The 14,559-nt window shown below is 71.4% G+C and carries 13 protein-coding genes and 1 pseudogene; 3 read left to right on the top strand and 11 right to left on the bottom strand.

The features are described from left to right. The first annotated feature begins 78 nt into the window (after positions 1-78). Positions 79-555: an ATP-binding protein gene (locus AC069K_RS26020; RefSeq protein ID WP_478620380.1), complete on the top strand. Its 477-nt coding sequence runs from the start codon at positions 79-81 to the stop codon at positions 553-555. Here the strand turns inward: AC069K_RS26020 and argF are convergent. From argF to AC069K_RS25990, 6 genes are all read right to left on the bottom strand, one after another. Continuing rightward, positions 500-1,531 carry an ornithine carbamoyltransferase gene (argF, locus tag AC069K_RS26015; protein WP_478620377.1) on the bottom strand — a complete coding sequence of 344 codons (1,032 nt, stop codon included), beginning with the start codon at positions 1,529-1,531 and terminating at the stop codon, positions 500-502. The genes AC069K_RS26020 and argF overlap by 56 nt on opposite strands. A 61-nt stretch (positions 1,532-1,592) precedes the next feature. Further along, complete coding sequence (locus AC069K_RS26010) at positions 1,593-2,825, bottom strand: arginine deiminase (RefSeq protein WP_358831130.1); 1,233 nt, start codon at positions 2,823-2,825, stop codon at positions 1,593-1,595. Positions 2,826-2,934: 109 nt separating this feature from the next. Continuing rightward, positions 2,935-5,514 carry a polynucleotide kinase-phosphatase gene (locus AC069K_RS26005; RefSeq protein ID WP_478620374.1) on the bottom strand — a complete coding sequence of 860 codons (2,580 nt, stop codon included), beginning with the start codon at positions 5,512-5,514 and terminating at the stop codon, positions 2,935-2,937. Further along, a complete protein-coding gene (locus tag AC069K_RS26000) occupies positions 5,511-6,977 on the bottom strand; it encodes a 3' terminal RNA ribose 2'-O-methyltransferase Hen1 (protein ID WP_478620371.1) in 1,467 nt (488 codons plus the stop codon). The genes AC069K_RS26005 and AC069K_RS26000 overlap by 4 nt, the downstream gene beginning before the upstream one ends. A gap of 291 nt (positions 6,978-7,268) precedes the next feature. Beyond that, complete coding sequence (gene mmuM / locus AC069K_RS25995; RefSeq protein ID WP_478620369.1) at positions 7,269-8,255, bottom strand: homocysteine S-methyltransferase; 987 nt, start codon at positions 8,253-8,255, stop codon at positions 7,269-7,271. 2 nt (positions 8,256-8,257) lie between these two features. Continuing rightward, entirely contained in the window at positions 8,258-9,187 is a 930-nt protein-coding gene (locus AC069K_RS25990; RefSeq protein WP_365111297.1) for an LLM class F420-dependent oxidoreductase, read from the bottom strand. A 248-nt stretch (positions 9,188-9,435) separates the two neighbouring features. Between AC069K_RS25990 and AC069K_RS25985 the strand changes: the two genes are divergently transcribed. Next, positions 9,436-9,663, top strand: coding sequence for a hypothetical protein (locus tag AC069K_RS25985; protein ID WP_478620366.1), 228 nt, complete (start codon positions 9,436-9,438; stop codon positions 9,661-9,663). A gap of 26 nt (positions 9,664-9,689) precedes the next feature. On the opposite strand, the gene AC069K_RS25980 is transcribed toward AC069K_RS25985, so the two are convergent. From AC069K_RS25980 to AC069K_RS25960, 5 genes and pseudogenes are all read right to left on the bottom strand, one after another. Next, positions 9,690-10,181 carry a DUF6099 family protein gene (locus AC069K_RS25980; RefSeq protein WP_358831048.1) on the bottom strand — a complete coding sequence of 164 codons (492 nt, stop codon included), beginning with the start codon at positions 10,179-10,181 and terminating at the stop codon, positions 9,690-9,692. Positions 10,182-10,462: 281 nt separating this feature from the next. Then, a pseudogene (locus AC069K_RS25975) lies at positions 10,463-10,783 on the bottom strand (nucleotide pyrophosphohydrolase); the annotation flags it as partial. Next, positions 10,780-11,904, bottom strand: a complete 1,125-nt coding sequence (locus AC069K_RS25970; RefSeq protein WP_478620361.1) for an AAA family ATPase — start codon at positions 11,902-11,904, stop codon at positions 10,780-10,782. The pseudogene AC069K_RS25975 and the gene AC069K_RS25970, both read right to left, overlap by 4 nt. A gap of 97 nt (positions 11,905-12,001) precedes the next feature. Continuing rightward, positions 12,002-12,391, bottom strand: coding sequence for a cell division protein SepF (locus AC069K_RS25965; RefSeq protein ID WP_365111308.1), 390 nt, complete (start codon positions 12,389-12,391; stop codon positions 12,002-12,004). Positions 12,392-12,505: 114 nt separating this feature from the next. Further along, positions 12,506-13,408 carry a substrate-binding domain-containing protein gene (locus AC069K_RS25960; protein ID WP_478620357.1) on the bottom strand — a complete coding sequence of 301 codons (903 nt, stop codon included), beginning with the start codon at positions 13,406-13,408 and terminating at the stop codon, positions 12,506-12,508. Positions 13,409-13,641: 233 nt separating this feature from the next. On the opposite strand from AC069K_RS25960, the gene AC069K_RS25955 reads away from it, so the two are divergent. Then, on the top strand, positions 13,642-14,436 hold the full coding sequence (locus tag AC069K_RS25955) for a VOC family protein (protein ID WP_358831044.1): 795 nt from the start codon (positions 13,642-13,644) through the stop codon (positions 14,434-14,436). Positions 14,437-14,559 lie beyond the last annotated feature (123 nt).

The following is a 14,559-nucleotide window of genomic DNA, read 5'->3' as shown; positions in this document are numbered from 1 at the left end:
GTTGAAGGGAGTAGTAGCGTCCCGCGCGTCCCCCCGCGCCCCGGACGACTCCACGCGACCGAAACGGAAACCCCAGCCGTGCCCGACCCCTCCGGCACCGCCCGCGAACCGGCCGGCGCCCCGACCTCGTGGCGTATCCCGCTCCCCCACACCAACGCCGCCGTCCCCATCGCCCGCGCCCTGATCCGTACCGCGCTCGCCGACATCGACGCCCCCGCCGACAGCGACACGGCCGAACTGCTCACCGCCGAGCTGGTGGCCAACGCCGTCGAGCACACCGCCGCCGACCAGCCCATCGAGCTGGTCGTCGAGTTGTTCGAGGCGGGCTGCCAGGTCGAGGTGCACGACCGCTCCCCGCTGCCGCCGGGAGACCTCGGCGCTCCCGCGCCGCGCGGCGATCTCGACCCATGGCAGGAACACGGCCGAGGTCTGCTGCTGATCCGCACCCTCAGCTCGGCCTGCGGCCACCGCCCCACCGCGCACGGCAAGGCGGTGTGGTTCACGCTCCCGGCGCGGCCGCCCCCGCCGGACTTCCCGCGAGGGTCGCGACCATGACGGCCTTGATGGTGTGCAGACGGTTCTCGGCCTCGTCGAAGACCACCGAGTGCGCGGACTCGAAGACCTCGTCGGTGACCTCCAGCTCGGCCAGGCCGTACTGCTCGTGGATCTCGCGCGCGACGGCCGTGCCGAGGTCGTGGAAGGCCGGCAGGCAGTGCAGGAACTTGACGTCCGCGTTGCCGGTGGCGCGCAGCACGTCCATCGTCACCGCGTAGGGCGCCAGCGCCTTGATCCGCTCGGCCCAGATCTCCTTGGGCTCGCCCATCGACACCCAGACGTCGGTGGCGACGAAGTCCGCGCCCGCCACCCCTTCGGCGATGTCCTCGGTGAGGGTGATCCGGGCCCCGCTCCGCTCGGCCTCCCGCTCGGCGAGGGCGACGACGTCCTCGGCCGGCCAGTACGCCCGGGGCGCCACGATCCGTACGTCCATCCCGAGCAGCGCGCCGGTGACCAGGTAGGAGTTGCCCATGTTGTAGCGGGCGTCACCGAGGTAGGCGAAGGCCGTCCGCTCCAGGGGCTTGTCGGTGTGCTCGGTCATGGTGAGCACCTCCGCGAGCATCTGGGTGGGGTGCCAGGCGTCGGTGAGCCCGTTGTAGACCGGTACGCCCGCGTGCGCGGCGAGGGTCTCGACCGTCTCCTGGGCGTCCCCGCGGAACTGGATCGCGTCGAACATCCGCCCGAGCACCCGGGCGGTGTCGCGAGCCGACTCCTTCTTGCCGATGTGCGATCCGGCGGGGTCGATGTACGTGGTGGAGGCGCCCTGGTCGGCGGCCGCCACCTCGAACGAACACCGCGTACGCGTCGAGGGCTTCTCGAAGATCAACGCGATGTTCCGTCCCCGCAGCCGCTGCACCTCGGTGCCCGCCTTCTTGGCGGCCTTGAGCTCGGCGGCCAGCTCCACCAGAGCGCGGAACTCCTCGGCGGTGAAGTCCAGCTCCTTGAGGAAGTGGCGGCCTGCGAGGTCTGTCGCCATGGTGACTGCTCCTGGGTGACGGAAGGCGGGAAGCTGTAAGTATATGCGATTGGTCGCATCACTATACGGCATCGCGTTCGACGGGACAGCTCATGCACCGCGGCCCGCCCCGCCCCCGCCCCAGCTCGCTCCCGGGGATCTCGATCACCTCGATGCCCTCCTTGCGCAGATGCGTGTTGGTGGTCACATTGCGCTCGTACGCCACCACCACGCCTGGCTCGACCGCCAGCACGTTGCAGCCGTCGTCCCACTGCTCGCGCTCCGCCGCGTGCACGTCCTGGGTGGCCGTCAGCACCCGGATCCCGTCCAGACCGAGAGCGGCCGCTATGGCCCGGTGCATGTGCTCCGGCGGATGGTCCGTCACCTTCAGCTCCTGCTCACCGGCGCCCGGCTCGATCGTGTACGAGCGGAGCATGCCGAGCCCGGCGTACTGAGTGAAGGTTTCTCCATCGACCATCGTCATCACCGTATCGAGGTGCATGAACGCCCTGCGCTTGGGCATGTCCAGCGCCACGATCGTGCGGGCGGAACCGGCCGCGAACAGCCCGCGCGCCAGCATCTCCACGGCCTGCGGAGTCGTCCGCTCGCTCATCCCGATGAGCACCGCGCCATTGCCGATCACCAGCACGTCGCCGCCCTCGATGGTCGAGGGGTAGTCGCTCTGCCCCTGCGACCAGGTGTGGAAGGGCGCCGCCCCGGGACCGGCGAAGAGCGGGTGGTGACGGTAGATCGCCTCGAAGTGGACCGTCTCCCGCTGCCGGGCCGGCCAGCGCATCGCGTTGATGGACACCCCGTCATAGATCCAGGCGGAGGTGTCACGGGTGAACAGGTGGTTGGGGAGCGGACCCAGCAGGAAGTCGTCCAGGTCCATCGCGTGGAACCGCACGGACACCGGCTCCGCGTGGCGCTCCAGGAACTCCCGCTTGGTCATCCCGCCCACCAGCGCCTCCGCCAGCTCCGCGGCGGAGAGCTCCTCGAAGACCTCCCGCAGATGCCCGGTGGCCAGCGGTCCGTACTCCTTCTCGTCGAAGACCCGGTCGAGCACCAGCCGTCTCGCCGGCGGGATCGCCAGCGACTCGCGCAGCAGATCGCCGAAGAGATGCACCTCGACCCCGCGGTCGCGCAGCACGTCCGCGAAGCCGTCGTGCTCCTGCCGGGCCCGGCGCACCCACAGCACGTCGTCGAAGAGGAGAGCGTCCTTGTTGCTCGGAGTGAGCCGCTTCAGCTCCAGATCGGGCCGGTGCAGGATGACGCGGCGCAGCCGCCCGGTCTCGGAGTCGACATGGAATCCCATGCTTCCATCCTGTCCCGCGAGCAGCCCGCTCACCCGGCGAACCCGCCCCTTGCCTCCCAGCAGGCGAGCGCTCCTGGGGACGGAACCGCCTGGCTCCGCCCCCAGGGCGTCACAGCCTGGGGTCCACCGGCTCCGACTCCAGAGCCAGGACCGCGAAGACCGCCTCGTGGACACGCCACAGCGGCTCCCCGGCCGCCAGCCGGTCCAGCGCCTCCAGACCCAGCGCGTACTCCCGCAGCGCCAGCGAGCGCTTGTGCCCCAGCGACCGCTGCCGCAGCCGGTCCAGGTTCTCCGGGCGCGTGTACTCCGGACCGTAGATGATCCGCAGATACTCGCGTCCGCGCACCTTGATGCCCGGCTGCACCAGACGGCCCCTGCCGTCCCGGGCCAGCGCCTGGAGCGGCTTGACCACCATGCCCTCGCCGCCCGCTGCGGTCAGCTCCAGCCACCAGTCGACACCCGCCCGCACGGACGCCTCGTCACCGGTGTCGACGACCAGGCGCCGGGTGACCTGGAGCAGACCCGTCGCGTCGTGCTCGACCAGACGGTCCAGCCACGCCAACTGCTCGTCGTGCGGCACCGCGGCCAGGCTGCGCCCCTGGACGGCCAGGATCTGGAACGGAGCGAGCCGCACCCCCTCCAGCCCGTCCGTGGTCCAGCAGTAGCGCCGGTACGCGTCGGTGAACGCCGCCGCGTCCCGCGCCCGCTCACGCTGGCGCGACAGCAGCCCCGACACGTCCGCCCCACGCTCCGCCGCCGCCTCCAGGGCACGCACGGCACCCGGGAAGACCGCCCGGGACGCGGCACCCACCGCCGCGTACTGCGAACGCAGCAGCCCCGAGGCCTTCAGCGACCACGGCATCAGCTCGGCGTCGAGCAGCAGCCAGTCCGCACCGAACTCCTCCCACAGCCCCGCCGCGGACACGGCCGCCCGCAGCCTGCCAAGTACCTCCTCGGTGACGGCCGTGTCGTCGAAGAACGGGCGACCGGTGCGGGTGTGCAGAGACCCCGTCGGCCCCTCCACCCCGAACCGCTCACGCGCCGCCTCGGCGTCACGGCACACCAGGGCGACCGCCCGCGAGCCCATGTGCTTCTCCTCGCACACGACCCTCCCGACCCCGTCCGCCGCGTACTGCGCGAACGCCTCCGCCGGGTGCTCCAGGAACTGCTCGTCACCACCGCTGCCGCCCCGGGCCGCCGCGCGCGAGGTCGCCGTGGGCGCCATCGTCGGCGGCAGATACGCGAGCAGCCGAGGATCGACGGCGAACCGGCTCATCACCTCGAGCGCGGCCGCCGCGTTCTCCTCGCGCACCGCCACATTGCCCAGCTGCCGGGTCTCCACGACCCGACGCCCGTGCACGTCGGCCAGGTCGAGCGGCCGTCCGTCCTGGCCACCGGGCGCCTCGGTGGCCAGCGGACGGACCGGCTCGTACCAGACCTTCTCGGCGGGCACGTCGACGAGCTCGCGCTCGGGCCAGCGCAGCGCGGTCATCCTTCCGCCGAACACCGCACCCGTGTCCAGACAGATGGTGTTGTTGATCCACGATGTGTTCGGGACGGGCGTGTGGCCGTAGACGACCGCCGCGCGACCCCGGTAGTCCTCGGCCCAGGGATACCGCACGGGCAGGCCGAACTCATCCGTCTCGCCGGTCGTCTCCCCGTACAGAGCGTGTGAGCGGACACGCCCCGACGTGCGCCCGTGGTACTTCTCGGGCAGACCCGCGTGACAGACGACCAGCTTGCCGCCGTCGAGCACATAGTGGCTGACGAGCCCGTCGATGAACTCCTTCACCTGTTCCTTGAATCCATCGTCCTCCCTGTCCAACTGCTCGATGGTCTCCGCCAGTCCATGGGTGCGCTGGACCTTCTTGCCACCCAGAAAACGTCCGAGCTTGTTCTCATGGTTCCCCGGAACACACAGAGCGTTACCATCGGCCACCATTTTCATCACCCGCCGCAACACGCCCGGGCTGTCGGGGCCCCGGTCGACGAGGTCGCCGACGAAGACCGCCGTGCGGCCCTCGGGGTGCGCACCGTCCACGTAACCCAGCTTGGCCAGCAGCGTCTCCAGCTCGGAGCGGCAGCCGTGGATGTCGCCGATGATGTCGAAGGGGCCGGTGAGGTGGGTGAGGTCGTTGTAGCGGCGCTCGATGGTGATCTCGACGCTGTCCACCTCCGCCTCGGAGCGCAGCACATGGACCTTGCGGAACCCTTCGCGCTCCAGGCCCCGCAGCGAACGCCGCAGCTCACGGCGGTGGCGCGCGATGACCTGACGGGGCATGCCGGCACGGTCGGGCCGAGCCGCGTTGCGGGCGGCGCAGACCTCCTCGGGCAGATCCAGGACGATGGCCACCGGCAGCACGTCGTGCTCCCTGGCCAACTGGACCAGCTGCCTGCGGCTCTCCACCTGCACACTGGTGGCGTCCACGACCGTCAGCCGCCCGGCCGCGAGCCGCTTGCCCGCGATGTAGTGGAGGACGTCGAACGCGTCGCCGCTGGCGCTCTGGTCGTTCTCGTCGTCGGCCACCAGACCGCGGCAGAAATCGGACGAGAGGACCTCGGTCGGCTTGAAATGCCGCCGCGCGAACGTGGACTTGCCCGATCCGGTGGCGCCGACGAGGACGACGAGGGAGAGGTCGGGGACGGGGAGCGTGCGCTTGGGGGGCGTGGGCTCGTTCTCGGTGTTCATGCGGCGTTCACCTCGTTCGCGGTCTTGGTCATCTCGAACACGGCCATCTGCGTGGGCGGCCCCACCTCGGCGTCGTCCGGCCCGACGGGCAGGAACTCGACCGCGTACCCATGCCGTTCGGCCACCGAGGCGGCCCAGTCGCGGAACTCCGCGCGCGTCCACTCGAACCGGTGGTCACCGTGACGCACATGCCCGGCCGGCAGCGTGTCCCAGCGCACGTTGTACTCCACGTTCGGTGTCGTCACGATCACCGTTCGCGGCCTCGCCGCGCCGAACACCGCGTACTCCAGCGCCGGCAGCCTCGGCAGGTCCAGATGCTCGATCACCTCGCTGAGCACGGCCGCGTCGTACCCCTTGAGCCGCTTGTCCGTGTACGCGAGCGAGCCCTGCATCAGCGTGATCCGCCCCGACTGTCGCTCACCCATCCGCTCCAGACGCAGTCGCCGTGCGGCGATCGCCAACGCCCGCATCGAGACGTCCACCCCCACGATCTCGGTGTACCGGACGTCCTTCAGCAGCTCTTGCACCAGCTGGCCCTGGCCGCAGCCCAGGTCGAGCACCCGGCCGGCCCCGGCCCGGGTCAACGCCGCCAGGATGGCGTCGCGCCGCTGCACGGCCAGCGGCACGGGCCGCTCCTCGGTGTCGCTCGTCTCGTCCACCGCGTTGTCGATGGCCTCGACCGCGATGTCGTCGGCCTCCGCCAGCCGCACCAGTTCCAGGCGCTCCATCGCCTGCCGCGTCAGCCCCCAGCGCCGGGACAGATAGCGGCTGGTGATCAGCTTCTGCTCGGGGTGGTCGGCCAGCCAGCCGTCACCGGCGCGCAGCAGCTTGTCGACCTCGTCGGGCGCGACCCAGTAGTGCTTGGCGTCGTCGAGCACCGGGAGGAGGACGTACAACTGCCGCAGCGCGTCCGCGAGCCGCAGCTCCCCTTCCAGCACGAGCCGTACGTAACGGGACTCGCCCCACTCCGGGAACTCGGCGTCCAGCACGATGGGCTCCGCCGAGACCGACGCCCAGCCCAGCGGCCCGAACAGCTTGTGCACGAGCTCGGCACCGCCGCGCGCGGGCAGCGCGGGCACCTCGATCCGCAGCGGCAGCGGTGCCTCGGCCCGCTCGGGCAGGGCGTTGCACACGCCGCGCAGGGCGCTCTTGAAGACGGTGCTCAGCGCGACGGACATCAGCGACGAAGCCGCGTACGGCCGGTCGTTGACATACTGCGCCAGCGCCGAATCGGGAGCTCCGCCACGGCCCTTGCCCTTGCCCCGCCGCACCAGCGCCACCGGATCCACCTCCAGGAGCAGCGCGGCCGTGCAGCGCTCGGCGGTCGCCTCGGGGTAGAGGACGTGCGCGGTGCCGTGCGCCGTGGAGAACGCCTGCGCCTTCCCGGGATGCTTGTGCAGCAGAAAACCGAGGTCGGTGGCGGGGCGTTCGGGGGAACCGGTCGTGGTGATTGTCAGGAACACCTGTCGAGTATCGCCCGCTTTCCACGGCTCCTACCAGGCATTTTCCAGGAGGTGAGTCGTGGGGGTGGCGTTACGGGTGGGCCCGGGACTGGAGTTCGGACCGGGGGTTCGAGCTTGGAGTTCGGACCCGAAGTTCGGACCCGGGGTTCCGGCCTGGAGATCGAGACTGGAATTCGGACTTGGAGTTCGGGCGTGGAGTTCGGGCGTGGAGTTCGGAGCTTGAGTCCGACCCGGAGTTCGGGCCTGCCGAAAAACGCGAGGTCCGAGGTGGGCCCAGCTCAGCCGGCTCCCTCATGCCGTTCGCGCTACGTACTCCGCCAGCCGCGCGATCTCCGTCGGTCCCACTCGGCAACAGCCGCCCACCAGACGGGCGCCCGCAGCCTGCCACGCCTCGACGCGGGACGGGTCGAACGTCGCGTCGCCCCGCCACGCCCCGGCCCGCGCGTCCCACCGCTCCCCACTATTCGGGTACACGACCACCGGCTTGCCGGTGACCGCCGCCGCGAGCTGCACCGCGTGGTCCGCGTCGGCGGGAGTACAGCAGTTCACACCCACGGCAATCACCTGGTCCCGGCCCGCCGCCAGCGCGAACGCCTCCTCCAGTGGCTGACCCGCCCTCGTCCGCATCCCCTCCACGCTGTACGACAGCCACGCCGGTACTCCGCACCCCTCGACCACCCGCAGCAGCGCCTCGGCCTCATCGGCGTCGGGCACGGTTTCCAGCGCGAGCACGTCCGGCTCCGCCGCCACCAACGTCTCGACACGCGGGCGGTGGAAGCGCTCCAGCTCCCTCACCGTCAGCCCGTACCGGCCCCGGTACTCACTCCCGTCGGCCAGGAAGGCACCGTACGGCCCGATGGAGGCGGCGACCCAGACGTCGGCTTGGGCTTGAGCTTGGGCGTCAGCTTGAGCTTGAGATACGACTTCGGGGGGTCCCCCCTCCCCCTCCCCTCCCCCCACCCCCGCCCTCTCCCCCGCCCTCCTCGCCAGCTCCACGCTCCGGGCGAGCAGCGTCGTCGCCTCGTGGCGGGACACTCCCCGGTCGGCGAAGCCCTCGTACGTCGCCTGGTAGCTGGAGGTGATCAGTACTTGTGCGCCCGCCCGCACATACGCCTCGTGCGCGGCCTCGATCTGCCCTGGATCGTCGGCGAGCAGCCGCGCTGACCAGAGCGCGTCGTCCAAGTCGCAGCCCTGCGCCGTGAGTTGGTTGGAGAGACCGCCGTCGAGGAGCACGGTCCGCGTGGCCAGCGCTTCGGCCAGGGAGCGGGCGGGCCGCACGGTCAGGCCCCGTTCAGCTGGGACTGGACCTGGGTGGAGATCAGTTCGAGGTGATCGAGGTCGTCCAGGTCCAGGACCTGGAGGTAGATCCGGGATGATCCGATCGCCTCGTACGCGCCGATCTTCTCCACCACTTCGGCGGGTGAGCCCGCCAGTCCGTTCGCCTTGAGTTCCTCCACCTCCCTTCCGATGGCCGCCGCCCGGCGCGCCACCTCGGCGTCGTTCTTTCCTACGCAGACGACCAGGGCGTTGGAGTACACCAGGTCGTCGGGGTTGCGTCCGGCGCTCTGGGCGGCGGTGCGCACCCGGCCGAACTGCCGCTCGCTGTCGGCCAGGGAGGCGAACGGGATGTTGAACTCGTCGGCGTATCGCGCGGCCAGCCGTGGCGTGCGGACCGCGCCGTGGCCGCCGATCAGGACCGGCACCTTGGCCTGGGCGGGCTTGGGGAGCGCGGGCGAGTCGGTGAGCTGGTAATAGGTGCCGTCGTAGTCGAAGGTCTTGCCGGTCTCGGTGGCCCAGAGCCCGGTGATGATGGCCAGTTGTTCCTCCAGGCGCGCGGACTTCTCCTTGGGGAAGGGAATGCCGTACGCCTTGTGCTCCTCCTCGAACCAGCCCGCGCCGAGGCCGAGTTCGACGCGGCCGCCGGACATCTGATCCACCTGGGCGACCTGGATGGCGAGGACGCCGGGCAGGCGGAAGGTACCGGCGGTCATCAGGGTGCCGAGGCGGATGCGGCTGGTCTCGCGGGCCAGTCCGGCGAGGGTGATCCAGGCGTCGGTGGGGCCCGGGAGTCCGTCGGCTGAGCCCATGCGCAGATAGTGGTCGGAACGGAAGAAGGCGTCGAAACCGAGGGCTTCGGTGGCTTTCGCGACGGCGAGGAGGGTGTCGTAGTCGGCGCCCTGCTGGGGCTCCGTGAAGATGCGAAGATCCATGCCTCCATCCTGCACCTTCGAACTGTCGTCAACCCCGCCCTTGCCGCATGCTCCCTGGCTGCCCAGTCGGGTGAATATCGTCCACCTGACGGGCCGCGCGGGCCCTGACCAGTGACTGTGGCGCTGAGTGGTCGTTGGCTCGGGCGGAGCCGGACCGCCCGGCCCGTGCGCCGGCGGCCGCTGTCGGCGCTTCTGTCGAACTGCCGCCCTCGCAGCCGCGCGGGAGGGCTTGGGCCGAGGAGGCCTTCATGTCCCAGGAAGCTGTGCCGGAGCAGGCCGTGCCGCAGGAACCGGTCGGGCAGTCCGTGCCCGAGCAGCAGGGCGCGCCGAAGGGGCTGCTGCAGCAGATGGAGGAGTTGATGGCGGCGCTGACCGCGGATCTGTCGCAGCTCGACGCGGATCTGCAGTCGTCGGCCGAACGGGTGCCGGGCCAGGAGGCCGGCGGGCCGGTGGAGGACCGCTCCACGGGTGTGTGAGGGGTGATGCGGTGACTGCCGTCCGGTCATGACGGCCCCGCCGTGGAGTCGCGCAGCAGGCCTGGCCGTCTCTCCTGCTCGCGGACGGTGAGTCTGCGGAGCATTCCGCGGACCCGGTCGCTCGATTCGTCGGCGGCGTCGATCGCTTCGATGCACTGCCAGTAGAGGCCCTCTTCGTCGGTGGCGCAGGCGACGCCGACCAGGGCCATGCCGACGTCGCCGAGCAGGCTCCCGAGGCCGGTCAGGGTCTGTCTGGCGTCGCTGATTCCGGAGAGTTGGGTGGCGCGGACGCCGCCGAAGCGCAGCCCGGGGTGGTCGAGGACGCCGCAGCCCCGGCCGCCGGTCTCGCTGAGGCCGCGGGCCTCACCCCTGAGCTCCGGGGGCCCGGTGGCCGCCAGGTGACTGCCGATGGCCTGGGCGAGGGCTTGTGCCTGCCAGGCCTCGGCGACGATCTCCAGCGCCGCGGTGCTTTCCGCGAGCGCTAACCTGCTCATCCCGATGAGCCGTACCGCGTCCATGCGCCGCCCCCGTTCATACGACGATGCGTTTCCCCGTCACTACCTAGAGTGAGCTTCTGAGGCCAGGAAAGCCAGAGGAATTGGGAAATCTGTGGACGAGCAGGGGGTTTTGAATAACTCGCTCACTCCGAAGAGTGACCGTTTGGACTTTCTTCGGGGTTTTGCACAGGGGCGGGCCCGGTTTGTGCCTCGGGAGGGCGGCTTCGGGCCCGCTCCGAACCGGCCGGGGACTGCGGGGCGGGCGGGACGACAGGGGCGGGGACAGGGGCCGGGGCTGGGGCCGGGGCCGGGAAGCGGAGTTCGTTGCGGTCGATCTTGGCGGAGAGGGCGGCGAGCGGGTCGATGCCGAGGACCTGGCAGAGCTGGAGCAGGTAGGCGAGGACGTCGGCGACCTCGTCGGTCACCCGGTGGGCGCGGTCGGGGTCGTGCATGATCCGCTCGGACTGCTCGGGAGTCAGCCACTGGAAGATCTCGAGGAGTTCGGAGGCCTCGACGCTGAGGGCGCTGACGAGGTTCTTGGGGGTGTGGAAGGGCTGCCAGTCGCGTGCGGCCGCGAAGTCGGCGAGTCGGCGCTGGAGTCCCGCTACGTCGGGTTCGGTCACGGCTCCAGGTCTACCACTGTCGCCCCCGCCACTCCTCGGGCGTATCCGGCGTCCGCGAGGGTGCCGGTGAGGCGGATGTGGCCGCGTTGGCACATCTCGGCGGCCAGCGCGACCAGTTCGCGGGCCTGGCGGCGGTCGAGGCCGCGGTCGAAGCCGTCGCTGAGGACGGTGAGGGTCTGAAGGGCGGAGGGGATCTCGGCGACGGTGTCGACGGCGAGGACGCCGGGGCCGGTGAGCAGGACGAGGGTGAGGGCGAGGTAGCGCAGTTCGCCCTCGCCCAGGCGTGCCACGGGGGTGGGTGTCCGCTCGCCGCGGCCGACCACCGCCCGTAAGGTGCCGTCGGCCAGTTCTTCGGCGGCGAGCGCGGTGACCGGGCCGGCGCAGCCCGCGCGGGCCGCGGTGACGAGCCGGGCGTGCCGGATGGTGCACTCCTCGGCGGTGCGGGAGAGGATCTCTGCGAGGTTGTCGCAGCCGCGCCGGAGCCTTCCCTGGCCGGGCAGGACGGGTTCGCGCATGCGCTGCGGCTGGGGGTCGCAGGAGAACACGGACCGCAGGGCGACCACGACTTGTTCGGCGGCGGCGAGGACGCGCAGCTGTCCCTCGGTCTTGCCGGCGACGCGGAGCGGCAGCAGGGCGGTGCCGAGCCGGTCGTCGGGGAGCGGGGCGCGGGTGACCGGGACGGCTCCCGCGGTGTGCCAGGCGGCCTGCACGGTGGAGCGGCCGGGGTCGCGCAGGGCGGTGGACAGGAGCGTGTCGCCGTCACTGGTCAAACGTTCGCCGACGACGCGGAGTTCCGGCTCGGCCTGGACGGCGAGGTCGAGCCGGACGGGCCCGGCGGGTCCGTCGACGGTGCAGCCGATGCGGAATCCCCGCCGGCCCTGGGCGTCCGCCTCGGCCCGTTCGGGTACGCATCCGGCGGCGTCGGGGAACGCCGCGGCGAGGGTGGCGCCGGCGCCGAGCCGGGCCAGCGCCTCGTATGCCTGGAGGACGCTGGACTTGCCGCTGCCGCTCGGTCCCGCCAGGAAGGTGAGCGGGCCGAGCGGGAAGACCGCGCCGCGGTGCGACTTGAAGGCGGAGAGCCGCAGTTCGGTGACGGTGGGCCGGTCACAGGTTCCGTTCATGGAACGGACCGTACGAGGACGAAATCAGACGAACCGTTACGCCTCGATCACCTTCCTACGAATGAGGGACGGCTGCCCTTACCGAGGCCGCTTCGCCCTACGCGTGGGGGACGACGGCTTCGGCGATTCCCTCCACCTCGGTGCCGACGGGGGCCAGGAGGAAGACGTTGCGGTCGACGCGGTGCATTCCGCTGCCCAGGCCGAAGACCACACCGCTGCTGAAGTCGAGGATGCGCTTGGCGACTTCGGCGTCCGCACCCGTCAGATCGAGCAGGACCGGTGTCTGCGCCATCATGTACTCGGCGACCTCGCGCGCGTCCGCGAAGACCTGGACGCGCAGCACCACGAAGCGGCGCTGCTCGACGGTCGCGTACTCGTTGGGGATGGTGCGGTGGTCCACGCGGGAGGGCCACTCGTTGCGACTGCGCAGCGGAACGACCTGGGCGAGCCCCTCCCACTGTTCATCGGTGACGTCGTACCTGCTCACCGGACCACCTCGCCCCTGTGCTGTATCTGCATCCGGCCATGATGACGCCGCTCACCCGTTCAGCCCAACTCCGACACGGCTCTGAGCTGTGAAGTTGTCCCGGTCCGAGGCGTACTAACGTGCGGTGGCCAAGTCCACGGCGTCGGCCACCCGGGCGAAGAAGCGGGCATGGGCCGGGGCGCTGCACGGCGCTTCGGGGTTCCAGGGCAGCACGCGGGCACGGTCCTCGATCGTTTGCCAGTGCGGGTCGGAGCGCAGCCGCTCCACGGGCGTGGCGTTCACCCGTACGTCGCACAGCACGATCTCGGCGGGCAGGGCGGCGGTCTCCCGCCAGGTGAGCGTGGTCCAGCTCGCGCCGGTCGCGGCGGGCGGCTCCACCAGGTTCACGCCGTGCTCGGCCAGGGCGCGCAGCTCCGGCCAAACGCCGGGGCGGGCGACGTGGACCTGGTCGGACCCGGCGGCCGAGAGCGCGAGCACCCGGGGCCCGCCGGGGGGCTCCGGCCGCGCGCGCGTGGCGGCTGTCACCGCCCGCAGCCGGCGCTGTGCCGCTTCGAGGAGGCGGGTGCCGTCCTCGCGGCGGCGGTCGCCGCCCAGGGCGCGCGCGAGGTCCGCGAAGCGGTTCCTGATCTCCGCCAGCGAGCGTGCGTGCCCGATGTCGATGACGACCACCGGAACGTGTTCCTCCAGATGTTTGGCCGTCTCGGGGTCGAGGCCGTAGACCTGGCCGCCTCCGTAGCTGACGGCCACCACGAGGTCGGGTGTGCCCTGGAGCAGTGCGTCGAGGTCGAGCGCGGCGCCCGCGCCCAGGTAGCGCAGGCGGTTCAGGGGCAGGCCGCCCGCTTTGGCGCGGTCGGGGGTGGCGCCGTCGTGGAAGGAGCCGAAGACGGCTCCTGGGCCGACGCCGTGGTCCCAGAGCGTGGCTCCGGCCTGGATGTAGGCGGTGACCCGGGTGGGCACCCGCGCCGCCGTCGCCGTCTGCCCGCGGTCGTCCGAGAACTGCCAGACCGGCTTGTCCATGAGGTCACACGCCCCCTGTAGGTCGCTGTGCGCCAGCGTCGGGCCACGCTACGCCCGAGTCGTCCCGCCCCGCCAGGATCCGTAACCGCTCACCTGCCGGCCCTACCGGCGCGTCACCCCCTGGCGCGCTCCCGTCGTCCGCGCCCCGGCGCGGGAAGCGCTCGGCGCGCGGGGTGGCGTACGGCTGGTTAGCGTGGCAAAGGGGCCGTCGTCACACAGGAGAGAGCACAGTCATGGCCGCAGAACCAGAGGGCACTCCGTGCTGGGTCGATGCGATGTTCACCGACGTCGAGGGAGCGAAGAGCTTCTACGGTGACGTGCTGGGCTGGACGTTCGGCGAGGCGTCGTCGCAGTACGGCAACTACACCCAGGCGTACGCGGACGGCAAGGCGGTGGCGGCCGTCGTACCGCCGATGCCCGGCCAGGAGGGGCAGTCGGCGTGGTGTCTCTACCTGGCGTCGCCCGATGTCGCCGCCACGGCCAAGAAGATCAAGGACAATGGCGGCGAAGTGCTGATGGAGCCGATGCAGGTCGGCGGGTTCGGCTCGATGGCGATCGCCCGCGAGCCCAGCGGCGCCGTCTTCGGCGTGTGGCAGGCGGGCAGCCACGAGGGCTTCGAGGCCAAGGCGGTGCCCGGAGCGTACTGCTGGGCCGAGTTCTTCACCCGCGACCCGGCGAAACTGGACGCCTTCCTGCCCGCGGTGTTCCCGTACGGCGCCAAACAGATGCAGGACGACGCGGCGGACTTCCGGGTCTTCAGCGTCGGTGACGAGATGGCCCTGGGCCGTATGCGGATGACGGAGGAGTTCCCGCCCGAGATCCCCTCGTACGTGAACGTGTACTTCACGGTCTCCGACTGCGACACGGCGGTGGCGAAGGCGACCAAGCGGGGCGGGGTGCTGCGGTTCGGGCCGATGGACACGCCCTTCGGCCGGTTCGCGGCGCTCAGCGACCCGCAGGGCGCGTCGTTCTCGGTGATCGACCTCCAGACGACACAGGGCGAGATGCCGCAGATGGCCGACGTGTAACGGCGCTCGCGGCCAGGGGTGGGGGGGGGGGGGGGGGGGGGGGGGGGGGGAGAGGGGGGGGGGGGGGGGGGGGGGGGGGGGGGGAGGAGGGGGGGGGGGGGGTGGGGGGGGGTCCCGGAGGGG

Source organism: Streptomyces sp. NPDC043908, assembly GCF_056435525.1.
The sequence above is the reverse complement of the archived record's forward strand: the minus strand, read 5'-3'. Positions and strand labels throughout refer to the sequence as shown.

What these genes read in the sequence shown, in the direction of transcription:
- argF (WP_478620377.1), bottom strand. Translation starts at nt 1,531, where the DNA reads ATGGCGACAGACCTCGCAGGCCGCCACTTCCTCAAGGAGCTGGACTTC.
- AC069K_RS26010 (WP_358831130.1), bottom strand. Translation starts at nt 2,825, where the DNA reads ATGGGATTCCATGTCGACTCCGAGACCGGGCGGCTGCGCCGCGTCATC.
- AC069K_RS26005 (WP_478620374.1), bottom strand. Translation starts at nt 5,514, where the DNA reads ATGAACACCGAGAACGAGCCCACGCCCCCCAAGCGCACGCTCCCCGTC.
- AC069K_RS25990 (WP_365111297.1), bottom strand. Translation starts at nt 9,187, where the DNA reads ATGGATCTTCGCATCTTCACGGAGCCCCAGCAGGGCGCCGACTACGAC.
- AC069K_RS25985 (WP_478620366.1), top strand. Translation starts at nt 9,436, where the DNA reads ATGTCCCAGGAAGCTGTGCCGGAGCAGGCCGTGCCGCAGGAACCGGTC.
- AC069K_RS25980 (WP_358831048.1), bottom strand. Translation starts at nt 10,181, where the DNA reads ATGGACGCGGTACGGCTCATCGGGATGAGCAGGTTAGCGCTCGCGGAA.
- AC069K_RS25970 (WP_478620361.1), bottom strand. Translation starts at nt 11,904, where the DNA reads ATGAACGGAACCTGTGACCGGCCCACCGTCACCGAACTGCGGCTCTCC.
- AC069K_RS25960 (WP_478620357.1), bottom strand. Translation starts at nt 13,408, where the DNA reads ATGGACAAGCCGGTCTGGCAGTTCTCGGACGACCGCGGGCAGACGGCG.
- AC069K_RS25955 (WP_358831044.1), top strand. Translation starts at nt 13,642, where the DNA reads ATGGCCGCAGAACCAGAGGGCACTCCGTGCTGGGTCGATGCGATGTTC.